This window comes from Collinsella sp. HCP28S3_B9, from assembly GCF_052066095.1.
Lineage (GTDB): Bacteria > Actinomycetota > Coriobacteriia > Coriobacteriales > Coriobacteriaceae > Collinsella.
On sequence record NZ_JBQHST010000014.1, the window covers coordinates 25,327 to 50,030 of the forward strand.

The window sequence follows — 24,704 nt, forward strand, 5'->3', positions numbered from 1 at the left end:
CCGCGATCGGGCAGATTCGCCTGTGCGCTCCGGCGTAAAGACCGTGAACCTTTTGTGGGACGCTCGACGCCGTGGTAACATAGCCGAGTTTGTTGTCTTGGTCGGAAACCAAGACGCCTTATGCGCTGATCGGTAACCAGCGCCTGACCAATAAGGAGTCCTACCATGAAGCAGGGTATCCATCCCCAGTATGTCGAGTGCACGGTGACGTGCTCCTGCGGCAACACCTTCAAGACGCACGCTACCGTGTCCGAGATGAGGGTCGAGCTTTGCAACGAGTGCCACCCGTTCTACACCGGCCAGCAGAAGTTCGTCGACACCGGTGGACGCGTCCAGCGCTTCGCCGACAAGTTCGGTGGCGCCGCTGCCGCCCAGCTCAAGAAGGCCGAGGAGGCCAAGGCTGCCAAGGCCGCCAAGGCTGCTGAGGCCGAGGCCGCTCGCAAGGCCGCCGCTGAGGCTAAGGCTGCCGAGAAGGCCAAGCGTGCCGCTAAGTTTGCCGAGGAGGCTGCCAAGCAGGCCGCCGAGGCTCCCGCAGAGGCTCCCGTCGAGGAGGCCGCTGCCGAGGCCGAGACCACCGAGGCTGCTGAGTAAATAGCTCGCCGAGGAATCGCTCGCATTCATGGCAAAAGGGCCGTGCATCCAATTGGGTGCACGGCCCTTTTCTTATCGACGCAAAGTAGCACGCCCTCTTTGTACCGAACGGTGGGGATTTTTGGTTTGCCCAGATAAAACCTGCCAAAATAAACCTGTCCCTTTTTGGCAGGTAACCGATAGGAGGCTACGTGGACACATCGACGTCCTTGGGCAATCGCGAGCTCGCGGTGGCAAAGAAGCGTGCGCTCGATGCTGCCTATTTTAGGAAGGGTATCGCTGTCGCGGCTCTTTCGAGCTGCATGTATGCGCTGTACACGGCCTTTGTTACCGCCGGTCAGCTCTTTGGCGTTTGGGCCGGTTGGTTCGATGCATTTGCTCCCTCCGGCCTTTTGGCGGTATTCATCTTGCCCACAATCGCCTCGGGCGTCAATGACGTGCTGAGTGCCGTCTGGGCCACGTTTTTCACTGCCGGTCAGGGCAAACTCGCCGACCTAGGCCGCTGCATCGCCTCAAAGCCCGGCGTCATCGTTATCGCCGCCGCCTTCATTGGCGGGCCCATCGCTTCTGCCGCCTACGTTATCGCGCTTTCGCAGGCAGGCACGCTTGCCGTGCCCATCGCCGCGCTCAACCCCGCGATCGGTGCGGTGCTCGCCCGCGTGCTCTACCGACAGCCGCTTAGCCCCCGTGTCGTCACCGGCATCGTTGCCTGCGTGGTCGCCGGCGCTATGATCGGTAGCGCCGGCCTGAGCGGGCAGGCATCTTCCGGCATGCCGCTTGGCTTGGGCCTGGCGCTGTTAGCCGCCCTGTGCTGGGGCGTCGAGGGATGCGTGGGCGGCCGCGCCACCTGCATGATCGATCCTCAGATCGCCATCAACATTCGTCAGCTTGTCTCGGGGGTCGGCAACCTGTGCTTGGTACTGCCGGTCCTAACCTTGGCATGCGGAGAGCCCCTTGGTCAGAGTTACGTCCTTGTCGCCCAAGCGCTCACCGACAAATCCTCCGTCGCGTTTTTCGCCTGCTCCGGTTTTGCTGCCTACTTTTCGTTTATGAGCTGGTATCGCGCCAACTCCATGTGCGGCACGGCGCTGGGCATGGCCATCAACGGCACCTATACCTTTACAGCGCCGCTGTTTACGTGGATTATCGTCGGCCTGGTCTTGGGCTTTGACGGCTACGCGCTTCCGTCCGTCGCATGGGTGGCGGCCGTCGTCAACCTCGTCGGCATTTGCCTGATCGCCGTGAATCCCCTCGACATGGTTAAAAAGGACGGTGATCGGGATGCTTCCGCTTAACTATGCCATGCTCGATTATTTTGTTTGCCATGACGAGGCTTGCGTCGACGATGTGATGGCCGATCTCGCGGCCGAGTATGCATCGTTTGCCGCCTTTGCAAGGCCGCGCATGCAGGAGGCGCTCATGACCGCGCACAAGAATGGCCTGATTGACGAGGCGCGCTTTGATTTGGATGCCGAAGGCGAGCTTCGCGTCTACTATCGGGCGAGCGCCGAGCAGCGCAAAGTTATCGGCGCCTATCTGGGCCGTAGCCACTAAAATAAAACGTCCCTTTTTGGCAGGTCGGTCGTAGTTATTACGTGGGGGATGAGGTCGAGCGTATAGCGTGCGTCCCGTTTGGCTAAAGTACAACTATCTGTGTTTAACTCGCCCAGTGCAGTGCGCTACGGGCGATGGCCAAAAAAGGAAAACCACATGGGATTCATGTCAAAGCTGCTGTCCTTTGGATCCGATAAGGACCTTAAGCGCTACTACAAGATCGTTGACCAGATCAACGGGCTTGAGCCTCAGTTTGAGAAGATGACCGAGGAGGAGCTTCGCGGCCAGACCGATAAGTTCCGCGAGCGTTATGCTAACGGCGAGTCGCTTGACGACATGCTCCCCGAGGCCTTTGCCACCGTGCGCGAGGCTTCAAAGCGCATCACGGGCATGCGTCACTTTGACGTACAGCTCATCGGCGCCATGGCGCTGCACGAGGGTCATATTGCCGAGATGAAGACCGGCGAAGGCAAGACGCTCGTCTCCACCCTGGCCGGCTATCTTAACGCCATCGCCGGCAAGGGCGTGCATGTCGTTACCGTCAACGACTACCTGGCAAAGCGCGACTCCGAGTGGATGGGCCGCATCTACAAGTATTTGGGTATGACCGTCGGCCTGCTGCAGAACAACATGCCGCTCGAGCTTAAGCGCCCGGCCTACCAGGCCGATGTCACCTACGGCACCAACTCCGAGTTTGGCTTTGACTACCTGCGTGACAACATGGTCACCCGCCCCGAGCAGCGCGTCCAGCGCGGCCACAGCTACGCTATCGTCGACGAGGTCGACTCCATCCTGATCGACGAGGCCAGGACCCCGCTGATCATCTCGGGCGCCGGCACCAAGTCGGCCAGCACCTACAAGGACTTCGCGCGCGCCGTGCGCGGGCTGGAGCGCGGCGAGGACGTGTCGCACGATATGCTCACCGCCACCGAGGACGTGGAGCCCACGGGCGACTACGTCATGGACGAGGCCAAGCACACCATTGCCGCCACCGAGCGCGGCCTCAAGAAGATCGAGCGCCGCCTGGGTATCGAGGACATCTACGCCGACCTTTCGGGCCAGCTGGTCAACCACCTGCAGCAGGCGTTGAAGGCCCAATACATGTTCCACCGCGACAAGCAGTACGTCGTTACCAACGGCGAGGTCAAGATTGTCGATGAGTTCACCGGCCGCATCATGGAGGGCCGCCGCTACTCCGAGGGCTTGCACCAGGCCATCGAGGCCAAAGAGGGCGTGCTCGTGCGCGAGGAAAACCAGACCCTTGCCACCATCACCCTGCAGAACTACTTCCGTCTGTATGACAAGCTCTCCGGCATGACCGGTACGGCACTCACCGAGGATGCCGAGTTCCGCGAGATCTACAAGCTGCCCGTCGAGGTCATCCCCTCCAACAAGCCCGTGAAGCGTGTCGATCACGAGGACCTGGTGTACCGCACCATCCAGGCCAAGTACAACGCCGTTGCCAATGATGTCGAGCAGCGTCATGCCAAGGGCCAGCCGGTCCTGGTCGGCACCGTCTCCATCGAAAGCTCCGAGAAGCTGTCGGCCGCCCTTACCAAGCGCGGCATCGCGCACGAGGTCCTCAACGCAAAGCACCACGAGCGCGAGGCTCATATCGTTGCCCAGGCCGGACGCTACGGCGCCGTGACCATCGCCACCAACATGGCCGGTCGTGGTACGGACATCTTGCTGGGCGGCAACCCCGACGAGCTGGTGCGCGAGCGCCTGGAGTACGAGGGCCTGACCATGGAGGACGTGACGCCCGAGCAGCTCGAGCAGTTTAACGCCGAGGCCAAGGAGACCTGCAAGGCCGAGCGCGAGCGCGTGCTTGCGGCCGGCGGTCTGACCGTCATCGGCACCGAGCGCCATGAGTCCCGCCGTATCGACAATCAGCTGCGTGGCCGTTCTGGCCGTCAGGGCGATCCGGGCGAGACCCAGTTCTACCTGTCGCTCGAGGACGATCTGATGCGCCTGTTCGGTGGCGACAAGATGGACCGCGTCTCCAAGATGATGGTCACGGCAGAAATGGGCGACGACATGCCCATCCAGCACAAGATCATCTCCAAGGCCGTCGAGAGCGCCCAGCACAAGGTCGAGAGCATCAACTTCTCCATGCGCAAGAGCGTTCTTGAGTACGACGACGTGATGAACAAGCAGCGCCAGGTTATCTACGCCGAGCGCAACAAGATTCTGGACGGTAAGGACCTGACCGACCACATCACCGAGGTCATGCACGACACCGTGTACCGCTGCGTGCAGGAGTTTTGCACTAAGGACAGCCACGACGGCGAGCGTGACCTCGATGGCCTGCGCAAGTGGGTCGTGGAGCTGACCGGCCATATCGATACGCCCAAGTTCCCCGACGAGGATTACGAGGCCCTTGCTGCCGATGTCCTAGCCTACGTCGAGAAGTGCTACAACATGAAGGCCGAGCGCCTGGGCGAGGACCTCATGCGCGAGCTCAATACTCAGGTTATGTTGCGCGTCATCGATACCCGCTGGATGAACTACCTGCAGGAGATGGACTACCTCAAGACCGGTATCGGCCTGCGCGGCTTTGGTCAGCGCGACCCGCTGGTCGAGTACAAGACTGAGGCCTATGGTGCCTTCCAGATGCTCGTTGACACCATGTATGAGGATTACCTGCGCACCGTCCTGCGCATCGAGATCAAGGCCGCCCCGCGTGCCGTCGAGCACAAGGAAGAGCCCGCGCTCGAGGGTGCGCGCTTCTCCGGCCCCGCCGACGTCGATGGCGACAACGGCAACTCGGTCCTGCGCAAGGAGGCACGGGCACAGGCTCGCACGGCCGTCCAGGGCGGACCGGCAGCTGTCAACAACGGCGCTAAGGTGACCACCTACCGCAAGTCCGAGAGCGACGACCCGTATGTCAACGTGGGTCGCAACGAACCGTGCCCTTGCGGCAGCGGCAAGAAGTTCAAGTACTGCCACGGCAGGAATCGTTAATGGCCGAGGCTTTAGAGGTAACGCCCGCCGAGCTGGACAAGTTTGCGGACCGGCTCGGCGAGGTTGAGTCGTATCTTCATTTGGACGAGAAGCGCACCCACGTGACCGAGCTTGAGGCCAAGAGCGTCGCTCCCGGCTTTTGGGACGACGCCGATGCCGCTCGCGCCACGATGGAAGAGATTGCGCGCGCCAAGGAGGATATCGCCGCCGTGGATACCGCGCGCGGCGAGCTCTCCGATGCCCGCGCGGCGCTGGAACTTGCCGAGGAAATGGGCGATGACCCCGATGCCGCTGCACTGCATGAGGAGGCTGCCGCCACGGCGGATCGTCTGGCGCGCGCCATCGATGAGCTCGAACTTTCGAGCTGGTTTACCGGCGAGTTCGATCACGGTGACGCGATTGTGACCATCAAGCCCGGACAGGGCGGCCTGGAGGCGCAGGACTGGACCTTCATGCTCTTTAAGATGTACATGAAGTACTGCCAGCGCCGCGGCTGGAAGGTCACCATCAACGATTGCCCCGCTGCCGAGGTCATTGGCATTGATCGCGCGACCTTTACCGTTGAGGGCAAGGATGCCTTCGGTATGCTTCGTGCCGAGGCCGGCGTTCACCGTTTGGTGCGCATTAGCCCCACTGATGACAAGAAGCGTCGACAGACTACGTTTGCCGGCGTCGAGGTCATTCCGGTGCTGCCCGACGATATCGATATCGAGATCAACCCCGACGATATCCGCGTCGACGTGTACCACGCAAGCGGCCCGGGCGGCCAGGGCGTCAACACTACCGACTCCGCCGTGCGCGTGACGCATTTTCCCAGCGGCATTGTAGTGACCTGCCAAAATGAGCGCAGCCAGATTCAGAACAAGGCCGCGTGTATGCAGATTCTCAAGGCCCGCCTGTACGAGATTGAGCTCGAGAAGCGCGCCGAGGCGCTCGACGAGATCCGCGGTCCCAAGACCACGATTGGCTTTGGCAACCAGATCCGCAGCTACGTGCTCTATCCGTATCAGATGGTCAAGGACCTGCGCTCGGGCGTGGAGACCAGCAACGTCGACGCCGTTCTCGACGATGGCGACTTGGATCCGTTTGTGATCGGCTACCATCGCTGGGCTACCGGCAATGCTGATGCGGAGTCTCCGTCCGCTTAAGCCCCGGGTGAGTCACGGACCGACACTAAACTCTGGACAGGGCGGTTTTATATCCAGAGCAAACCCGCCGCGGGGTGGTTTTTCCTTGGCGAATCGGTAGAATCAAATACGGTAAGAAGTTCAAAGCGCACCCAATGGGGTGCGCTTTTTTGAGGGGGGTAGCATGGCATATCGTCTGGATATTAAGCGCATTCTTTCAATGAACTTCTTCCACGATCTGCCCCAGATTATGCTTGGGTGCGCTTTGGCGGCCATCGCGACCGACCTGTTTTTGATTCCCAACGGTCTTGCCGCCGGTGGCGTTACGGGCCTTGCGACTATTATCCAGGCGGTCGGTGCCGCGCGGGGCGTGTCGCTGCCCGTCGGTATCCAAACCATCGTGATGAACGCCTTACTGTTGCTGGTCGTAATGCGCGAGGGCGGCATGTTCTATGTGGTACAGACGGCGACAGGCTTTGTGCTACTGGGCTTCTTTACCGACCTGTTTGCCCCGTTTGTAGCGCCTCTGGCAGATGCAGACCTGATGCTTCCCGCTATGTGGGGCGGCATTATCACGGGCATTGGTTACGGCATGGTGTTACGCGCCGGCGCCAACACCGGCGGCTCCGACACCATCGGCCAGATTATCTCGCGTAATACCTCGCTGCCGGTGGGTTCGACCGTCATGGCGATCGATGTCGCCGTATGCGCGGCATCGGCCCCCGTTTTCTCTCTAGAGAACGCGCTGTATGCAGGGCTTTCGATGGTGATTAGCGGCTATGTGATCGACGCTGTGGTCGATGGCGGCAACAAGCGCCGTATGGTGCTCATCATCTCGGAGAATTTCCCCGATATCGCGGCCGATATCATGTATGGTCTGGGTCGCGGTTGCACTAAATTTAAGGCGACCGGCATGTATTCGGGCGCGGAGAAGCCGGTGATTATGGTGATCGTTAGCCGCCGCGAGCTCAATACACTTAAGACCATCGTGCGTGAGCGCGATCCTCAAGCTATCGTGACGGTCGCCGACGTTACGGAAGCCTTCGGCGAGGGGTTCAAGGACATTAACGCGTAGGGCAGACTGCGCTCCATCCAAAAGACGTTCACATTGATAAACCGATTCATCAGCGGGTCTGCCAGCTAAATTATTCAAATAATGATAAAAACTCTGGTAAAGCCTTCAGTTTCCAGCATAATGAATGGCGCACGTGCATTGCGGCTGGGTTGGGATTACCTTCTGCGCCGTGCGCATCTTGTCTAAAGAGGATGAAAGGAAGGCACAATGAGCGACGAAGAGCTCAAAAAGGTTGCCAACGAGGTAAGGAAGGGCATCGTCACCGGCGTGCACGCTGCCAAGTCCGGCCATCCGGGCGGTTCGCTCGGCTCTGCCGACATCATGACTTATCTGTACTTTGAGGAAATGAATGTCGACCCGGCCGATCCTCGCAAGGCCGACCGCGACCGCTTTGTGCTCTCCAAGGGCCATTGCGCTCCGGGTCTGTACGCCGTGCTCGCCGAGCGCGGATTCTTCCCCAAGGAGGACCTCGAGACGCTGCGCCATATCGGCAGCCACCTGCAGGGCCACCCCAACATGAACGATACCCCGGGCGTCGACATGTCCACTGGCTCGCTGGGCCAGGGCATCTCCGCCGCCGTGGGCATGGCCGTCGCCGCCAAGCACTGGGGCGATACTTACCGCACGTACGCCCTGCTGGGCGACGGCGAGAGCGAGGAGGGCCAGGTCTGGGAGGCCGCCATGTTTGCCGGCAATCAGCAGCTCGACAACCTCTGCGTGATCGTTGACCACAACGGCCTGCAGATTGACGGTCCCGTCGAGGAGGTCAACGATCCCATGCCGCTCGCCGACAAGTTCCGCGCCTTTAAGTTCCACGTGGTGGAGCTCGCCGACGGCAACGACTTCGGTCAGATTCGCGCCGCCTTTGCCGAGGCTCGCGCCACCAAGGGTCAGCCTACCGCCATTATCGCCGAGACCATGAAGGGCAAGGGCGTTTCCTTTATGGAAAACCAGGTTGGTTGGCACGGCAAGGCCCCCAACGATGAACAGTTTGAGCAGGCCATGGCAGAGCTCACGGCCGCCGGAGAGGAGCTCTAGGATGGCAGACGTCAAGAAAATCGCCACGCGTGTAAGCTACGGCGAGGCCCTCGTTGAGCTCGCTGCCGAGCACGACGACTTTGTGGTCCTCGACGCCGACCTGGCCGCCGCCACGCAGACCGGTAAGTTTAAGGCCGCCTGCCCCGACCGCTTCTTTGATGTGGGCATTGCCGAGAGCAACCTGATGGGTGTCGCCGCCGGTATCGCGACCACCGGTCGTACTGCCTTCGCGAGCACCTTTGCCATGTTTGCCGCCGGCCGCGCTTTTGAGCAGGTCCGTAACTCCATCGGCTATCCGCACCTCAACGTCAAGATCGGCGCCACGCACGCCGGTATTTCGGTGGGCGAGGACGGTGCCACGCACCAGTGCTGCGAGGATATCGCCCTTATGCGTGTTATCCCTGGCATGACCGTGATTGTCCCGGCCGACGACGTGGAGGCCCGCGCCGTGGTCCGCGCCGCCTACGAGTGCGACGGCCCCGTGTACATGCGCTTTGCCCGTTTGGCCTCGCCGGTCATCAACGACCCCGAGACCTACAAGTTCGAGCCGGGCCGCGGCATCGTCATGCGTGAGGGCGCCGATGTGACCATCATCGCCTGCGGCCTGATGGTTGGCGAGGCTCTCGAGGCTGCCGAGCAGCTCGCTGCCGAGGGCATCGACGCCGAGGTCATCAACATGCACACCATTAAGCCCATCGACGCCGATCTGATCGTCAAGAGCGCCGCCAAGACCGGCCACGTCGTGACCGTCGAGGAGCACTCCGTGATCGGCGGCCTGGGCAGCGCCGTTGCCGACGTGCTCTGCGAGCAGTGCCCGACGCCGCTCAAGAAGATTGGCGTCAACGACACCTTTGGCGAGTCCGGCCCGGGCGCCGAGCTCCTGCACAAGTACGGCCTGGATGCCGCCAACATCGTGGCAACCACCAAGGAGTTCTTGGCTTAGGGCAAGACGAGGCAAAGTATCGCTTCAGCAACCGTAAGCAAGCCAGAACAGGGGCGCCCCCAAAGAGGGCGCCCCTGTTTTGTCGGTAACAAACAAATCGGGCCCGCACCAAGCAAGGGCTTCCTCCGGGAAGCGGGCCCAGACCAGCAAAGTGCAACTCAGCCCTTCCAACTTTGTATATGCAGCACCCCAAGAAAAACGCGGCGACTCCTTAGTAGCCGCAGGCCGCGCACAGGGCTACCTCCCAAATCATTCCCCAGGACGGTGGAGTCCCCGCAGCGCGAAGGGCGCAGCGGGGACTCCGACATGTCCGAGGACGATTTGGGAGGTAGCCCTGTGCGCGGCCGGTGAGACCAAAACCCTGCCATGCTTCTTATGTGCAGTGAAGCTAATGCTGCTAAAATACAAAGCGCTCATGTAGTTTAAACGCACGATGATAAGGAGCACCAGTGGGTAACCACTTCCGTACCTCCGGTGCGGGCGATGAGGCCCCCAAGACACGGCAAGGTGTCCCGGGCACACGTTTCGCCACTCCGGATTCAGAGGGCCAGCATATTGCCCAGGCCCCCGCACAGCCGGCAGATCAGGCACGGCCGGCATCCGATCCCTTTGCCTACAATCCCACCAGCGATGCCGAGCTTTCTGCCGCTGCGGGCTTTGAGCCCGTCCAAAAGGTGACTGCTCGCGTGAACCAGCCTCAGACGTCAGCCGAGCCTCAGCCGACCATGGCGGGCATTCCCGATCCCATGGCTCCTGCTACGCCCGCGCCGCAGCCGGCGCAGTCCGGCCTCTTTGCCGGCATTCCCGATCCTACGCAGCCCGCTGCGCCCATGGTCGAGAATGATCAGGCTGCCGAGGTCGCAAGTCTTGACAATGCGCTCAACAACCCCGATTTTACGTCGGTGTTCGCGCCTATCGATCCGCAGGCCAGCCGCAAGAAGATGGCCAAGCAGGCCGGTGTCGAGCCCGTCATTCTGATGGAGCATGTCACCAAGATCTACCCGGCACAGCCCAACAAGCCCGCACTCGACGACATCAACATCGAGATCTATCCGGGCGAGTTCGTCTTCCTGGTCGGTCACTCCGGCTCGGGTAAGACCACGCTGCTATCGACGCTCAACCGCGACGTCAAGCCGACGAGTGGCCGCATCCTGGTTGCCGGTCAGGACCTCATGAAGATCAAGAACCGCAAGGTTCCGTTCCTGCGCCGCCAGATTGGCGCCGTGTTCCAGGACTTTAAGCTTCTGCCGCAAAAGACCGCCTACGAAAACGTGGCGTTTGCCCTGCAGTGCATCGGCAAGCCCAAGGGCGTCATTCGCAGCCAGGTGCCCGAGGTGCTGCGCCTGGTCGGTCTGGCCGATCAGATGGACTCGCTGCCCGACCAGCTTTCCGGTGGCGAGCAGCAACGCGTTGCCGTCGCCCGCGCTATGGTCAACCGTCCGCCGCTGCTGATCTGCGACGAGCCGACGGGCAACCTCGACCCGGCGATCTCGCTGGGCATCATGAAGCTGCTCGAGCGTATTAACCGCACCGGCACCACCGTGATCGTCGCCACGCACGACCGCGAGATGGTCGATAGCATGCACCGTCGCGTGATCGCCCTCGAGGGCGGCCACGTTATCCGCGACCAGGAGAGGGGAGGTTACGGCAACTATGGCACCAACTAACGTGGGCTATTCGCTCAAAGAGGCAATGAGCCACTTCTTCCGTAACTGGACCACCTCGCTCGGCGCCGTCATCACGATTTTCCTTTCGCTGTTTATCATCGGCCTGTTCATCATGGGTTCCGCGATGCTGAACTCCGTGATCGGCACCGTTGAGGACCAGGTTGTTATCAACGCGTTTATTAGCGATGACGCCGACCAGGCCGACGTCCAGGCTTTCGAGAGTGAGCTCAAGACGTGGAACAACGTTAAGTCCGTGACCTATAAGGACAAGGACGACGCGCTGGCCGAGTACACGAGCAAGATGTCGGGTAACGCCGACGCCACTCTGAGCGCACTTGATGGCCAGAATCCGCTGCCTGCTTCGTTCGCGATCGAGATGGACGATCCGTCCCAGGTCGAGAGCACGGCCAAGAAGCTCAAGAAGAACTCCGATTTCCAGAAGATCGCGGATGACGGTGACGTCGATGCGAGCGTTCTGTACGGTCAGGAGGAAGTGAGCCGCCTGTTCCAGGTGACGAACTACATCCGCATCGCTGCCGTTGTGCTTGTTGGTTTGCTGACGTTTATCGCGTTCATCTTTATCAACAACACGATTCGCCTGTCGATTACGGCTCGCCGCCGCGAGATTGCTATCATGCGCCTGGTGGGCGCCAGCAATGGCTTTATTCGCGGTCCGTTTATCACCGAGGGCGTGCTGCAGGCCGTTTTGGGCTCGCTGCTTTCCATCGGTGTTTTGGAGCTGCTTCGCAACCTGTTGGTTCCGCGTCTTCAGGAGAGCATTGGCTGGATGTCGTTTGCGCTGCCGATGCAATACTACCTGGTGACGTATGCCGCACTGATCCTGGTCGGCGTGATCATCGGTCTCTTTGGTTCCGCCATTGCCATGCGTCGCTACCTGCGCGTGTAGACACAGCTGGAATTAGTTTTGCTAACGGGCCGTCCCGCTCTGGGGTGGCCCGTTTTTTGATTCCCGTGCGACGGAGGAAAAGGGCTCACCGGCAGTTCGGCTTGTCTCGATAATTCGATTTTCTCCGTCACATAGGGATCATGACGCGAGGTGCGTGCCCTGTTGTTGATTGGGTAGACTCATTGATGCGTGCGGTTTAGGCCTGCACAGTGTTTTGACATGATGCGGATGCGCCTGCGGGCCCCGCAACAGATAGTAAGGAGGCGCCATGGGGCGCAATAACAAACATAAGCGTAGCGCTCGCAACAAGCGAGCGCCGGTGCGCAGCGAGCGGCGTCCCAGCCTGACGGGCCGCGTGCAGCTCCATGAGCACAGCGCCTATGTTGTCACCGATAATGGCGACTATAAGGTTATGGGTCGCGGCAAGCGCGAGATTATGGACGGCGACATCGTGGCCGTGAGCATTAAGACCGGACCGCGCGGCGATCGCCGTGCCGTGATCGAGGGCGTTGTCGAGCGCGCGGCCATAAGCGTGGTGGGCACGTATCAGACGGCAGGCCCCCTCGGTGTGATCGAGCCGCTTGATTCGCGTCTCAAGGCCGATTTCTTTATTTTGCCCGAGGATACTTCGGCGGAGCGTTTAGGCGTGCATCCGGGCGATGCAGTCGTCGCACGCATCTTGACCTATCCGACACGCTTGGAATCGGGCACCGTGACTCTTGAGCGCCGCATTGGCGGCGACGATGCACCCGACTTGGGCGTTCAATATGTCATGGCTCGTTACGGCTATACCGATAGTTATCCCGAGACCGCCCTTGCCGAGGCCGAGGAGCTATCGCTCGACGTGGCGACAGCTCTTAAGGACCCGCTTCGCCGTGATCTGCGCGACCGTTTTATCATCACGATCGATCCGGTCGACGCGCGCGACTTTGACGACGCCATCTCTTTGGAGCGCACGACGCAGGGCGGCTACAAGCTGGGTGTCCATATCGCCGATGTATCGCATTATGTGGCCTGGGATGGACACATCGACCTAGAGGCTCGCCATCGCACGACGTCGGTGTACCTTGCCGATCGCGTGCTCCCCATGTTGCCCGAGCGCCTGTCGAATGACCTGTGTTCCTTGCGCCCCGACGAGGATCGCCTGGCGTTTACCGTTGACATCGAGCTCGATGCTCAGGGGCACGTCCGCCACTACGATCCGTATCCCAGTGTGATTCGCTCGCGCGTGCGCATGGACTATGACGGTGCCGAGGCGTTGCTGGTGCGTGCCGGTGCGGTGGAGTACTCCGTGTTGGAAGGTGCTGCCGAGGATGTTGCTGCAGCCGAGGCGTCGCGCGAGGAGGCGCTTGAGCGCGGTTTGACTTGCGAAGAGACTGCCCGCGACTACGACGTGGATCTGAGCGATTTCCTAGTCGCTGCCAACGAGCTTGCCGAGCGACGCCGTCGCATTCGCCGTGCGCGCGGCTCGGTCGACTTTGACACGGCGGAGATTCGCGCTTTGCTGGACGAGGACGGCATTCCCGTGCAGATCGTGGCCCGCGAGCGCTCGTGTGCCACGTCGCTCATCGAGGAAGCTATGCTGCTTGCCAACGAGTGCGTTGCCGAGTGGCTGGCAGACCGCGATATTGAGGCATGCTATCGCGTGCATGAGGATCCCAGCCCCGACAGCTTGCACGGGGCCGCTGTGGCGCTGGCGCAGCTGGGTATCATCGACGATCGCCGCGCGGCCGGCATTGCCCTGGGAAGTCCCGATGAGCTGCAGGCGGCGGTTGACGCTGCCGCTGGCACGGCAAATGCCCCGCTTGTCAACACGTTGCTATTGCGCAGCATGCAGCGCGCGCTGTACAAGCCGCGCAACGAGGGCCACTTTGCGCTCGCCGCGCCGTGCTACTGCCACTTTACGAGCCCTATCCGACGCTATCCGGACCTTGTTGTCCATCGTGTGCTTAAACTGCAGCTGGCGTATGAGCAGCTGGGCGGCAAGGATGCCTTGGCGCGCACGCCGCGGCTGATCGGCAGGGGTCGCGAGTCGCTGCCGCGCATCTTGCCGCAGATTTGCCGTGCATGCAGCGATGCCGAGCGTGCGGCCGACGCCGCCAGCCATGCGACGCAAAAGATCAAGATTGCCCAGTATTACGAGGATCGTCTGGGCGAGCGCTATGCCGGAACCATTTCGTGGGTCAGCAGTATGGGCCTCTTTGTGCGCCTCGACCTGACACAGGTCGAGGGCTTGGTCTCGATTAAGAGCTTGGGAAGCGAGTGGTTCGAGTTTGACGAGGACGCGCTCACGTTGACGGGTGCCGACACGGGGCGCCATTTTGAGTTGGGGCAACGCGTGGTCATCGAGGTCTCGCGCGTCAACACGACCCGCGGGCACTTGGATTTCAGGCTTATTCATGAGCCGGAATTTGGTGATTGATAGAGAACGGGGCGGTCTTTTGGGGCTGCCTTTTTTGTGGCGGTTCAATCGTCTTGCCGCTCGCGCGCTTGCGTCTTCCGCCTGCTATAGGGGAGATAAAACCTACCAAAATAAACCTGTCCCTTTTTGGGAGGTTTACGAGAGAGCGGGGATGAGATGACAACGGTGTACGGGTATGCGCGGGTGAGTTCGCGTGATCAAAATCTGAATCGGCAGCTGGATGCGCTGGGCGCCTATGGCGTGGAACCGGCGAATATCTTTGCCGACCATGCGAGTGGCAAGGACTTCGATCGACCGCGGTATCGCGAGCTGCTGTGCGCGTTGGATTCCGGCGATGTGCTGGTGGTACTTTCCATTGATCGGCTGGGCCGTAACTACAGCGAGATCCTCGAGGAATGGCGGTGCATAACCAAAGAGCTCGGCGCCGCCATCGTGGTGCTGGACATGCCATTGCTCGACACGCGCGCCAGAGACTGTGGTGGGTCGGACGTGACGAGTACGTTGATTGCCGATATTGTTTTGCAGCTGCTGAGCTATGTGGCGCAGGTGGAGCGCGAGAACATCCACCGGCGCCAAGCCGAGGGCATTGCGGCGGCGCGAGCGCGCGGCGTGCGCTTTGGCCGGCCCCGCAAGCCCTGTCCCCCGCAATTCGAGCTGGTACGCGATGCCTACGAGGCGGGTGATATCACGCGGAGTCAGGCGGCAAAGCGGTTAGGCGTGTGCGTGGGGACGTTCGATCGCTGGATGCGCGAGATGGAGTAGGGGCGCCACGGTCCTTTGGCGCCCCGATTCGAACATTTTGGATTTCGCTACGGCGACAACTGCATTTGGGGGTACACTCGCTGCTGCTCAAAAAATGACGGAGGTTAGCCCTTGGCGCGTGTGAAGCACATAGTCGGATGGATTTCGATTGTCCTGCTGGTCGTGACGCTGGCAAGTATTTGGATGCTGACGGAGCAAAACGTGGAGCAGACGTCGTCGCTCAGCGAGTCCACCGCGCGTGCGGTGGAAGGACGGGCCGCGGACGTGCGGCCCGACGCCACGCAGGAGTTCCAGGCGGGGGATGCCGTCGAGGGCACGGATTCAACGACTGCCACTGTTCATCCCGACCCGCTTGCGCCCGTTCGTCTGTGGATGGGTGCCAACATTCGTCGCGTCGCACATACCGTTGAGTTCTTCTTTGTAGGACTGTTTGCTTCCGCGACAGTGGCATGCCTGGGCGAGTGCCTGCCATGCGCGCGATTCCGGTACGCACTCGCTCTGCTCTTTTGCGCCGTCTGCTCTGTCGGTGACCAAGTGCACAAGATCTTTGTTCCTGGTCGTCATTTCGACAAGATCGACCTGGGCTTCGATGCCGCGGGTTACGTTGTCGCCATGCTGTTGGTGCTGTTGGCCGCCGCGCTGGTTCAGCGCGCGACCTGTCCCATTGGCGCCCATGCGAGGCGCCGTTAACAACTCTGTTACGAATAATGCGACCTCGATGAATCATTTTGTGTCGCGCGTATTTCCGAGCGGTCGGATTTGAGGGGCGAGCGGTAGAACGCTCGCCCCTTGTGCGCCATGATGCGGCACAATGTACCGTAAAAGCTGTTTATATCCGGTACGAATCATTCTTTGGTCTTTAATTCTTCTCAACGGAGGTGTTTGAGATGGCAAACGGATTGCTTTTAAGGCTTCGTGAGCGTGAGCTCAGCGCGAGCCCGGCAGAGCGTAATGTCATCGCATATGTGAGCGCTCATCCGCATGAGGTGGTCGGGCTGTCAGTCCGCGGTCTTGCCGATGCCACGTTCTCCTCGCCCTCGAGCATTTTGCGCTTTTGCAAGCGTTTGGGTTTTGCGGGCTACAAGGAGTTTCAGCGCGAACTGATTGCCGAACTTGCGCTCTTGGGCGACAGAAAGGACGTTGCCCTCGAGGACATCTCCGTGGATGACAGCGTCGAGCGAATCGTGGGGAAGGTGATGAAAAGCAACGTGCGTACGATCGAGGCGACGGCACGAACACTCGATTACACCGTTTTGGAACGATGCGCAGCCTATCTTAAGCAGGCGCGCATGGTCAATCTGTTCGGTATTGGTGCTTCTCGCTTAGTTGCTCACGATCTGGCACAAAAGCTCATGCGTGTCGACAAGGAATGCCATCTGTACGATGACTGGCACGACCAACTCTTGTGCGCCAAGAACATGCACGAAGGCGATATCGGCATTGCTTTTAGCTACTCGGGCTTAACGCAAGAAGTGCTGGACTGCACTGCCGAGGCCCAACGCCACAACTGTCCCGTTGTGGCCGTGACCAAGGTAGACGGATCGTCCAAGCTTGCCACCGTGGCCGATGCCGTGCTCGGCGTTGCTGCAAGCGAGCCCTTGGTCCGCAGCGGTGCCATGGCCTCGCGTATGGCCCAGCTTATGGTTGTCGATGCCCTCTACGCTGCTTACGTTGCGAGCGATTACGAACGGGCGACGCATGCCATCAAGCAAAACTACATCGAGAAACAGGAAAGATGAGGTGAACAAAATGCTTGATTTAACGAAATTCACGACAGAACAGCGAAATCAAAAGTCAATGGAACTCGACACGATGACATCGTTGCAAATCGTCACGACGATGAACGATGAGGACCTTCGCGCCGTCCAGTCGGTTACGAAAGTGTTGCCACAGGTTGCCACGGCAATCGACTGGGCTGCCGAGGCGCTTGAGCGCGGCGGTCGCGTCTTTTACATGGGCGCGGGCACTAGTGGTCGTTTGGGCGTGCTTGACGCTTCGGAGTGCCCGCCTACGTTTGGCGTATCGCCCGATCTGGTTGTCGGGCTCATTGCCGGGGGCGAGACGGCGTTTATCAAGGCTGTCGAAGGTGCCGAAGACAGCGAGGAGCTTGGCGCGAGCGACCTGCGGGAGCGTGGACTCTCGGACAAGGATCTTGTCGTTGGCCTGGCGGCAAGCGGTCGTACTCCCTATGTGGTGGGCGGCCTTGTGTACGCCAAGGCAACTGGGTGCAAGACCATTGCAATTGCCTGTAACCAAGGGTCGAAGATCGGGGAGAGCGCAGATCTTGCCATTGAGCCCGTGCCCGGTCCCGAGGTGCTGACCGGCTCAACGAGGCTCAAGGCGGGAACGGTCCAAAAGCTCATTCTCAACATGATTTCGACCGGTGCCATGGTCAAGATTGGCAAGGTGTACCAAAACCTGATGGTCGATGTACAGCAGACGAACGAGAAGTTGGTGGTGCGCGGCCAGAACATCGTGATGGAAGCGACCGACTGCACGCGCGAGCGCGCTGTTCAGGCGCTTGCGGATGCCGGCGGCCACGTAAAAACCGCTATTGTCTCGGTGCTGTTGGACTGCGATGCCGAGCAGGCTGCGGTAGCTCTTGAACGGGCGCACGGCCATGTCCGTACTGCGGTGAGTGGCCATGAGAAGAGCAATGCCGATGTCCAATAGGTGCACGGCGTGAGCTGATATGACATCCAGACGAGATACCCAATACAAGGAGGAGTTATGACGAACAAAGAGCTGGCTCAAAAGCTACTGGACCTTTTGGGCGGTAAAGACAACGTGCTCGCAAACGCGGCGTGCATGACGCGCCTGCGCGTGACCGTCAAAGACACTGGCAACGTCGACACGGAGGGTATTAAGGCGCTCGACGGCGTGATGGGCCTGGTTGAGGATGACACGATGCAGATCGTGCTGGGTCCGGGCAAGGTGAATAAGGTGCTCGAGGAGTTCTCCAAGCTCACCGGCCTCGCGAAAGGCGTTGCTGACGAGAGCGTGGTTGACGCTGCGGCCACAAACAAGGCCGCGCAGAAGGCCAAGTACGAGTCTAAGCCGGTTCAGGCCTTCCTCAAGAAGATTTCCAATGTCTTCGTCGCCCTGCTTCCCGGCATCATTGCGGCTGGCCTCATCAACGGTATCTGCAACGTCATTAACGTCTCGACGGCAGGCGCGCTTGCAGGCGAGTGGTGGTACCAGGGCATTCGTTCCATGGGCTGGGCCCTGTTTGCCTATCTGCCCATCTTGGTGGGCTATAACGCGGCACGTGAGTTTGGTGGCTCCGCTGCGCTGGGCGGCATCGCCGGCATGATGTGTATCGCCAACAGTGCCATGCCCCTGCTTGCGCCTGGCGCGGCTGATCCTGCCACTGCCATTCTGCTGCCGCTAACCAGTGCGCAGTACAACCCCGCAGCGGGCGGCATGATCGCGGCTCTCATCGCTGGCGCATTTTTTGCCTGGATGGAGCGTCAGATTCGCAAGGTTATGCCCAACGCACTCGACACGTTCTTGTCCCCGCTGCTGGTGCTCATCATCGGTGCCTTTGCTCTGATGCTCGTCATCCAGCCGGTTGGCGCATGGCTGACGACTGCCATCTTTAGCGTCCTCACCTTTATCTTCGAGAAGCTGGGCGTCCTGGGCGGCTATATCCTGTCGGCAGGCTTCTTGCCGCTGGTGTCCGTCGGCCTGCATCAGGCGCTCACGCCGATCCACGCCATGCTCAACGATCCCGACGGCGCTACCAAGGGCATCAACTACCTGCTGCCCATCCTTATGATGGCTGGCGGCGGCCAGGTCGGTGCCGGTCTGGCGCTGTACTTTAAGACCAAGAACGCCAAGCTCAAGAAGTACGTCGCAGAGTCCATTCCCGTTGGAATCCTGGGTGTGGGCGAGCCTCTGATGTATGCCGTTACGCTGCCGCTCGTTCGTCCGTTTGTGACGGCCTGCCTGGGTGCCGGATTTGGCGGCGCGCTCGCGGCGCTGCTTCACATCGGCACGGTTTCTCAGGGCGTTTCCGGTCTGTTTGGCCTGTTGATCGTCGTTCCTGGTCAGCAGCTCGGCTACGTTGCCGCTATGCTGCTTGCTTATGCCGCCGGCTTTGTCCTGACGTGGTTCTTCGGCGTCGACGAGCAGAAGATCAACGAGTTCTTTGGCGAGTAGCCTGATGCTGCGCGCTATGTCATTCGCGCGTCTTGACGAGCCGCAGATCTCTTGATGCTATGGTTGTGCCGGCGGGGCTAACTGCTCCGCCGGCCTTTTTAAAGGAGGATCGAAGCGTGAGAACGGGTATTTCTGTTTATCTTTCCAGCCCTCTGCAGGATATCGAGCGGACGATTGAGCGTGGCGCCGCGGCGGGTGCGCGCTACGCGTTCACCTCGCTGCATATTCCCGAGGATGGGGGAGCGACGTATGCCGATAAGGTCCGTCATGCGCTGTCGATGCTTTCCGCCCGCGGCATTGCGCTCATTGCCGATGTGGGGCCGCGTACGTGCGATTTGCTCGGGCTTGAGCGTATCGAGGACCTGCGCGATCTGGGGTTGGAATACCTTCGTTTGGACTATGGCTTTAGCGCCCAGCGGGTCGCGGAGCTGTCCGGTGTATTTCGCATTGTGGTCAATGCATCGACGGTGAGTTCTGATGAAATCGCATCGTGGCGTGAAGCCGGCGCCGATGTGACTCGTTTTGCCGCCTGCCACAATTTTTATCCCAAGCCTTATACCGGTTTAGCTCTGGAAGACATTGCTCGGACGAATCTTCGTCTTGCGGCGCTTGGCTTCGAAATCATGGCTTTTGTGCCAGGTGACGCCAACGTTCGCGGGCCGGTATTCGAGGGACTGCCGACGGTTGAGGCGCAGCGCGGTCGCGCGTCGAAGGTTGCCCTCAACATGCTTGAGCTCGCACACGGCGCCGATTGCGACATTGTTTTGGTCGGCGACCCCGATCTTTCCGATGCGGGTTGGGCGCAGTTTGCTCAAGTTTCTGCCGGATACGTGGATTTGCAATGCGAGCTTGAGTCCGGCTATGCCTATGTACGTGGGCAGATTCATCATGACCGGCCCGATTCGAGCGCCCTCATCTTTAGGTCTCAGGAGTCGCGCACGACGCTTAAGCCGGATTCCGTGCCGACGGATACCGGTGCCGGCCTGCCGCGAAAGGCGGGGTCGATCGCTGTGAGCAATAGCGGCTATGGGCGCTACGAAGGCGAGCTTGAGATTGCGCGGGTCGATCTTCCCGGTGACGAGCGCATGAACGTTGCAGGCCATATCACGCCCGAGGCAATGGAGCTGCTGCCGTTCATCAAACGCGGATTCGGGGTACGGTTCGTTTAGCGTGTGACCCGTGGGCTACAATTGCCTCATCATGCGAAGGCGCCTCGTATGGTGTGTACCTGCGTTGGCCGATCTATATTCGGAGGATTCCCATGACCGTACTGTTTGTTGAATACCCCAAATGCTCGACGTGTAAAAAGGCCAAGGCCTGGTTGGACGAGCATGGGGTTGAGTACGTCGATCGCGATATTGTTACAGACAATCCTTCGGCTGAGGAACTTGCGACCTGGATTGCTCGTTCGGGGCTGCCGGTGCGACGCTTCTTTAACTCGTCGGGCATGAAATATCGAGAGCTTGGTCTGAAAGCGCGCCTGGATGCGGGTATGACGGACCAGGAATGCTGCGAGCTGCTGGCGACTGACGGCATGCTGGTTAAGCGCCCGCTGCTGGTGGGCGACGACTTTGCGATCCCCGGCTTTAGGGAAGCGGCTTGGACCGAGGCGTTGCTGTAGCGGCTTCGGAAAGTGCGTCCCATTTTGAGTGCTGATTCTGGGATGTGCTTTCCGGTTGAGGGCTCTATCGGAAATGACATCCCGTTTCGAGCGCTGATTCTGGGACACGGTTTCCGGTTGAGGGCTCGACGGGAAAGTGGGGACCAGTTTGAGCTTGAAATCTGGGATGCGCTTTCTGCCGGCGGGCCTACTCCAGGGCGGGCCTGCCCCAGTCAGTCCTTCATCTGCGCCCATTCGTGTGGGTCGTAGATCTTTACGTGCTTGTCGGGCGTGTCGCTCCAGTACTCTTCGTCCATAAAGGGCAGGTATGCCTGAATGCCGGGGCAGATAAACGAAATTCGTTGCCGCTGCAGGCGCTCGCGCTGCCGCCGCTCCAGGTTCGTCTCGGATATGACGGTCGGCATGCCGGACAGCTCGACGAGGCTTGCCTGGATGCGCTTGAGGTCGGGGAGCGCCGCATGCCATGACGTCCGCATGATCAAAAGATACTTCGATTGTGTTGCCTGGTGCTATCGTTTTCGCGTTAGTATCTGCCAACGGTTGAGGGCTACCGCTCGCGGCGTTTTGCCCTTCGTGTACAGCGGTCGGCATCACAGGTCCTTCACGGGTCGGACGAAATTAGGCCAATTTGACCGAATTTTAAAAAAGTCAAAATTAAGACTTGCGTCATCGCGATGCTTCCCGTATATTTCTTTTTTGCGCAAAGGCACAGCCGAGCGCAGCGATGCAATCATTGGGATGTCGTCTAATGGCAGGACAGCGGATTCTGGTTCCGTCAATGGGGGTTCGACTCCCTCCATCCCAGCCATTGCATTTGCTACATATGGCCCGTTCGTCTAGCGGTTTAGGACGCCGCCCTCTCAAGGCGGAGATCACCAGTTCGAATCTGGTACGGGCTACCACAAATTGAATGCCCGGGCCTCGCAAGAGACCCGGGTTTTGTGTATACACCGCATGTGTGGAATGAGCCGCGTTTCACCTGGACCGAGGAGTTGCCATGGACCTGCCCATCAGCCTACAAGACATTACGTATGCCGAGAATTACCTGGCGCAGGGAGACCTGGCCACGGCGACGCCGCTGCTGGAGCGTTTGGTGGAGCTCGCCGAGGAGTATATCGATGCCGAGTGCAAGACGGAGGAGAACCGCCAGTACTTTAGCTTCGATAGCAAGTTTGAGCGCCTGGCCTACCGCCGCGTGGAAAAGGATCCACGCGAGCTGGTGCAGGTCGAGGTGCCCTTTGATCGCCTGTACTCCGACATGGCGTTTGCCTACATCCGTCAGCAGGATTATGTGAGCGCCCGCAATGCCTTGATGCAGGCCGTGCGCTGGGACCCCATGAACTGCAACTACCGACTGGATCTGGCCGAGCTGTTCCGTGCGCTCGAGGACAAGCAGGAGTGGGCTTCGCTTTCGTTTTCGGTGCTGGAGCGTGCGAGTGACGGCAGGTGCGCCGCCCGCGCCTACGCCAACTTGGGCCAGTACTTTTTGGAGCCCGAGACCGAGAACGTCTCGGCGGCCGTGGGTTGCGCACGTCTGGCGCTGCGCTTGGCCCCTGGCGATTCACATACGACGCGCTTGCTCAGCAAGATCCATGCCACCTATCCGGATGCCGCCGACGAGAGTGATGAGCATGTGATGGGCGAGCTGGCGTTGCAGGGCGTACCGACCTCGCCTTCGGCCGAGATTGCCATTTGTCTGATTATGTGTGCGACCGACGCTGCGAGCGACGGTGACAAGCAGGAGGCTACACGCCTGACGGTCCGTGCCCGCGACCTGGTGGGCGAGGAGGCATGCGCGGCGATCATTAAACTGGTGCGCGAAAGCGATGCCGAGCTCAACGCCGAGCGCAAGGCCAAACGCGAGGCTGCGAGCGGGAAAGCCGATGACGCCGAGGAGGCCGGCGATGCCCAGTAAGCGCGAGCGCGAGCTCATCTCCAAGAATCGCTCGGCACACCACGAGTACTTTATCGACGAGACATTCGAATGCGGCATTGAGTTGAGCGGTACCGAGGTCAAGTCGATTCGCGAGCGCGCCTGTCAGATTACCGATACTTTTGCGCTGATTCGCGGCGGCGAGTGCTGGCTGGTGGGTTTGCACATCCATCCCTATAGTCACGGTGGCGTGTGGAACCGTGATCCCGATCGCCGGCGCCGTCTGCTGCTGCATCGCAAGGAGATTGATTTTCTTGACGGCAAACTACGCAACCGCGGCTATGCACTGGTGCCGCTCGAGCTCTACTTTAATACCGATGGTCGTGTTAAGCTGCTGTTGGGCCTGGGCCGTGGCAAAAAGCTCTACGACAAACGCGAGGACATGGCCAAACGTGACGTTCAGCGCGAAATCGATCGCGCGCTTAAGGAGCGTAATCGCTAAGGGTTGATATCCGGGCGGTCGGGGATGTTCATCCATCACTGTTGTCGTACTCCCGGTCTGCTCCTCGCAAGTTGCGGTGGAATAGTTCCTGTTTGTTGGGTATCCAGGCTTAAACAGGGACTATTTCACCGCAACTGCGTGTGGCTCATTTTTCTTACCGTTCTGACACATATGTCTCATTGTGGGTATATACGTCTGCAAGGCTCAATTCCGAGTTAGGGGAGTGATCGTTTTGGATAAAACTGCGTTCTTTACGATGCCCTGCGGGCTGTATGTGGTGAGTGCCGCGGCAGATGGATCGCGCGCCGGCTGCATTATCAACACCGCGGTGCAGGTGACGTCCACGCCGCCGCGCATTTCGGTTGCCGTGAACAAGGAAAATGTCACGTCTGGCGTTATCTCGTCTGCCAAGGCCTTTGCGCTGACCGTGATCGATCAGACGGCCGATATGCCCTACATTGGTAACTTTGGATTCCGTACCAGCAGCAACTATGACAAATTTGCCAAGTACGAGACGTGCGAGACCGCACTGGGCATGCCCTATGTTCCCGAGCATGCGGCGGCCTTGTTTAGCTGCCGTTTGATCGACACAGTGGATGTGGGCACGCATCTACTGTTTATCGGTGAGGTCGAGGATGCCGAGCGCCTGAGCGACGAGACGCCGCTCACCTACGATTACTACCATAAGGTCCTGAAGGGCAAGACGCCGCCCAAGGCGTCTTCGTACCAAGGGTAGAAATGCGGTAAAACCGCTTGCATTATATTATTAAGAATATATACTAATTAAGCAAAGTACACCAGCAGCCACGTTCGAGAGGAGAACATCATGGCCGAGGAAAAGAAGACGTACAAGTTCGTGTGCACCGTTTGCGGTTACGAGGTAGAGGTCGACACGCCCGAGCTGCCCGAGGATTACGTGTGCCCGGTGTGTGGCGTCGGTCCCGATCAGTTTGAGCTCGTCGAGGAGTAGCTCGTAGACACACGACTTGCAGCAACATATAGCTCTGTCCAAGGGCCCCGGTCGGATATCCCGGCCGGGGCCCTTTTCCTCCGTCCCCAAGGGATCACGGCTGCTATTAGCCGATCCTGTCTGTTGTGAGTCCGGCCGACCTTTTGTCTTAACCTGCAACATCTAACGGCTCAAAACGGGTCTTCCTGTTACAGAACGAGACAAACCAAAACCATCATTCTCAAAATCTCAATCTATAACATTTAGGCACGTAAACCCCCTCTACTTGTTACAGATCGAGACAAAAGGTTGGGGCTGAAGAAATATCTCGATCTGTAACATCTGGGCGCGGAAATTGGGTCCACTTGTTACAGATCGAGACAAACTGAAACTATCTCTCAGAAAATCTCAATCTGTAACATCTAAGGGCTCAAAGCGGTAGTGTCCCGAATGTTGGTGTAGAGCTCGGTTTTCGAGGGTAGCCGCAGGCTGCCCGAGGAGCCGAGAATCACCTAGAATGCCGTCATTCTAGCGCATGCTACGCCGCC

General features: G+C 59.8%; 23 protein-coding genes and 2 tRNA genes. 24 read left to right on the top strand and 1 reads right to left on the bottom strand.

Translation table 11 applies throughout. The annotated features are described in order from the left end of the window. Window positions 1-165 precede the first annotated feature (165 nt). The 18 genes from rpmE to ACTNBB_RS04895 all read left to right on the top strand — a co-directional run bounded on the left by rpmE (window position 166) and on the right by ACTNBB_RS04895 (window position 20,832). Window positions 166-591 carry a 50S ribosomal protein L31 gene (gene rpmE, locus ACTNBB_RS04810; protein WP_154516018.1) on the top strand — a complete coding sequence of 142 codons (426 nt, stop codon included), beginning with the start codon at window positions 166-168 and terminating at the stop codon, window positions 589-591. Between the two features lie 191 nt (window positions 592-782). Continuing rightward, the gene (locus tag ACTNBB_RS04815) at window positions 783-1,886 is read left to right on the top strand and encodes a hypothetical protein (protein ID WP_441056904.1); all 1,104 of its coding nucleotides are present in this window, start codon (window positions 783-785) and stop codon (window positions 1,884-1,886) included. Next, window positions 1,873-2,145 (top strand): hypothetical protein, encoded by a 273-nt coding sequence (locus ACTNBB_RS04820; RefSeq protein WP_441048323.1) that lies wholly within the window; start codon window positions 1,873-1,875, stop codon window positions 2,143-2,145. The genes ACTNBB_RS04815 and ACTNBB_RS04820 overlap by 14 nt, the downstream gene beginning before the upstream one ends. Window positions 2,146-2,301: 156 nt before the next feature. After that, the gene (secA, locus tag ACTNBB_RS04825) at window positions 2,302-5,109 is read left to right on the top strand and encodes a preprotein translocase subunit SecA (protein ID WP_441056906.1); all 2,808 of its coding nucleotides are present in this window, start codon (window positions 2,302-2,304) and stop codon (window positions 5,107-5,109) included. Beyond that, the gene (prfB, locus tag ACTNBB_RS04830; RefSeq protein WP_441056908.1) at window positions 5,109-6,257 is read left to right on the top strand and encodes a peptide chain release factor 2; all 1,149 of its coding nucleotides are present in this window, start codon (window positions 5,109-5,111) and stop codon (window positions 6,255-6,257) included. The genes secA and prfB overlap by 1 nt, the downstream gene beginning before the upstream one ends. A gap of 163 nt (window positions 6,258-6,420) precedes the next feature. After that, a complete protein-coding gene (locus ACTNBB_RS04835) occupies window positions 6,421-7,311 on the top strand; it encodes a YitT family protein (RefSeq protein WP_427717738.1) in 891 nt (296 codons plus the stop codon). Between the two features lie 207 nt (window positions 7,312-7,518). Then, window positions 7,519-8,349 carry a transketolase gene (locus ACTNBB_RS04840; RefSeq protein ID WP_154516003.1) on the top strand — a complete coding sequence of 277 codons (831 nt, stop codon included), beginning with the start codon at window positions 7,519-7,521 and terminating at the stop codon, window positions 8,347-8,349. Window position 8,350: 1 nt separating this feature from the next. After that, window positions 8,351-9,292 (top strand): transketolase family protein, encoded by a 942-nt coding sequence (locus tag ACTNBB_RS04845; RefSeq protein WP_441014998.1) that lies wholly within the window; start codon window positions 8,351-8,353, stop codon window positions 9,290-9,292. Between the two features lie 449 nt (window positions 9,293-9,741). Beyond that, window positions 9,742-10,959: a cell division ATP-binding protein FtsE gene (ftsE, locus tag ACTNBB_RS04850; protein WP_441056910.1), complete on the top strand. Its 1,218-nt coding sequence runs from the start codon at window positions 9,742-9,744 to the stop codon at window positions 10,957-10,959. Continuing rightward, window positions 10,946-11,866, top strand: coding sequence for a permease-like cell division protein FtsX (gene ftsX, locus ACTNBB_RS04855; RefSeq protein ID WP_154515997.1), 921 nt, complete (start codon window positions 10,946-10,948; stop codon window positions 11,864-11,866). The genes ftsE and ftsX overlap by 14 nt, the downstream gene beginning before the upstream one ends. A gap of 268 nt (window positions 11,867-12,134) precedes the next feature. Next, window positions 12,135-14,288, top strand: coding sequence for a ribonuclease R family protein (locus tag ACTNBB_RS04860; RefSeq protein WP_441056912.1), 2,154 nt, complete (start codon window positions 12,135-12,137; stop codon window positions 14,286-14,288). Between the two features lie 156 nt (window positions 14,289-14,444). Further along, the gene (locus ACTNBB_RS04865) at window positions 14,445-15,050 is read left to right on the top strand and encodes a recombinase family protein (RefSeq protein WP_427717749.1); all 606 of its coding nucleotides are present in this window, start codon (window positions 14,445-14,447) and stop codon (window positions 15,048-15,050) included. 120 nt (window positions 15,051-15,170) lie between these two features. Then, a complete protein-coding gene (locus tag ACTNBB_RS04870) occupies window positions 15,171-15,740 on the top strand; it encodes a VanZ family protein (protein ID WP_441056927.1) in 570 nt (189 codons plus the stop codon). A gap of 197 nt (window positions 15,741-15,937) precedes the next feature. Beyond that, a complete protein-coding gene (locus ACTNBB_RS04875; RefSeq protein ID WP_441056915.1) occupies window positions 15,938-16,789 on the top strand; it encodes a MurR/RpiR family transcriptional regulator in 852 nt (283 codons plus the stop codon). Window positions 16,790-16,799: 10 nt separating this feature from the next. Further along, window positions 16,800-17,723, top strand: a complete 924-nt coding sequence (gene murQ, locus ACTNBB_RS04880) for an N-acetylmuramic acid 6-phosphate etherase (protein WP_441056917.1) — start codon at window positions 16,800-16,802, stop codon at window positions 17,721-17,723. 57 nt (window positions 17,724-17,780) lie between these two features. Continuing rightward, on the top strand, window positions 17,781-19,211 hold the full coding sequence (locus tag ACTNBB_RS04885; RefSeq protein WP_117757888.1) for a PTS transporter subunit EIIC: 1,431 nt from the start codon (window positions 17,781-17,783) through the stop codon (window positions 19,209-19,211). Window positions 19,212-19,327: 116 nt separating this feature from the next. Next, window positions 19,328-20,380, top strand: a complete 1,053-nt coding sequence (locus ACTNBB_RS04890) for a MupG family TIM beta-alpha barrel fold protein (protein ID WP_441056919.1) — start codon at window positions 19,328-19,330, stop codon at window positions 20,378-20,380. A gap of 92 nt (window positions 20,381-20,472) precedes the next feature. Further along, on the top strand, window positions 20,473-20,832 hold the full coding sequence (locus tag ACTNBB_RS04895) for an arsenate reductase family protein (RefSeq protein ID WP_441056921.1): 360 nt from the start codon (window positions 20,473-20,475) through the stop codon (window positions 20,830-20,832). A gap of 212 nt (window positions 20,833-21,044) precedes the next feature. Here the strand turns inward: ACTNBB_RS04895 and ACTNBB_RS04900 are convergent, their stop codons facing one another. Continuing rightward, complete coding sequence (locus tag ACTNBB_RS04900; protein WP_441056923.1) at window positions 21,045-21,308, bottom strand: hypothetical protein; 264 nt, start codon at window positions 21,306-21,308, stop codon at window positions 21,045-21,047. 258 nt (window positions 21,309-21,566) lie between these two features. On the opposite strand from ACTNBB_RS04900, the gene ACTNBB_RS04905 reads away from it, so the two are divergent. The 6 genes from ACTNBB_RS04905 to ACTNBB_RS04930 all read left to right on the top strand — a co-directional run bounded on the left by ACTNBB_RS04905 (window position 21,567) and on the right by ACTNBB_RS04930 (window position 24,177). After that, window positions 21,567-21,640: transfer RNA gene (locus ACTNBB_RS04905), tRNA-Gln, on the top strand. A 17-nt stretch (window positions 21,641-21,657) separates the two neighbouring features. After that, a tRNA-Glu gene (locus ACTNBB_RS04910) sits at window positions 21,658-21,734 on the top strand. Window positions 21,735-21,829: 95 nt separating this feature from the next. After that, window positions 21,830-22,747 carry a hypothetical protein gene (locus ACTNBB_RS04915; RefSeq protein WP_154515983.1) on the top strand — a complete coding sequence of 306 codons (918 nt, stop codon included), beginning with the start codon at window positions 21,830-21,832 and terminating at the stop codon, window positions 22,745-22,747. After that, window positions 22,737-23,207 (top strand): SsrA-binding protein SmpB, encoded by a 471-nt coding sequence (smpB, locus tag ACTNBB_RS04920; protein WP_441056925.1) that lies wholly within the window; start codon window positions 22,737-22,739, stop codon window positions 23,205-23,207. Before ACTNBB_RS04915 ends, smpB begins: the two co-directional genes overlap by 11 nt. Before the next feature lie 232 nt (window positions 23,208-23,439). Beyond that, window positions 23,440-23,943, top strand: coding sequence for a flavin reductase family protein (locus tag ACTNBB_RS04925; RefSeq protein ID WP_427727425.1), 504 nt, complete (start codon window positions 23,440-23,442; stop codon window positions 23,941-23,943). A gap of 90 nt (window positions 23,944-24,033) precedes the next feature. Further along, a complete protein-coding gene (locus tag ACTNBB_RS04930; RefSeq protein WP_035137395.1) occupies window positions 24,034-24,177 on the top strand; it encodes a rubredoxin-like domain-containing protein in 144 nt (47 codons plus the stop codon). The last annotated feature ends 527 nt before the right edge of the window (window positions 24,178-24,704 follow it).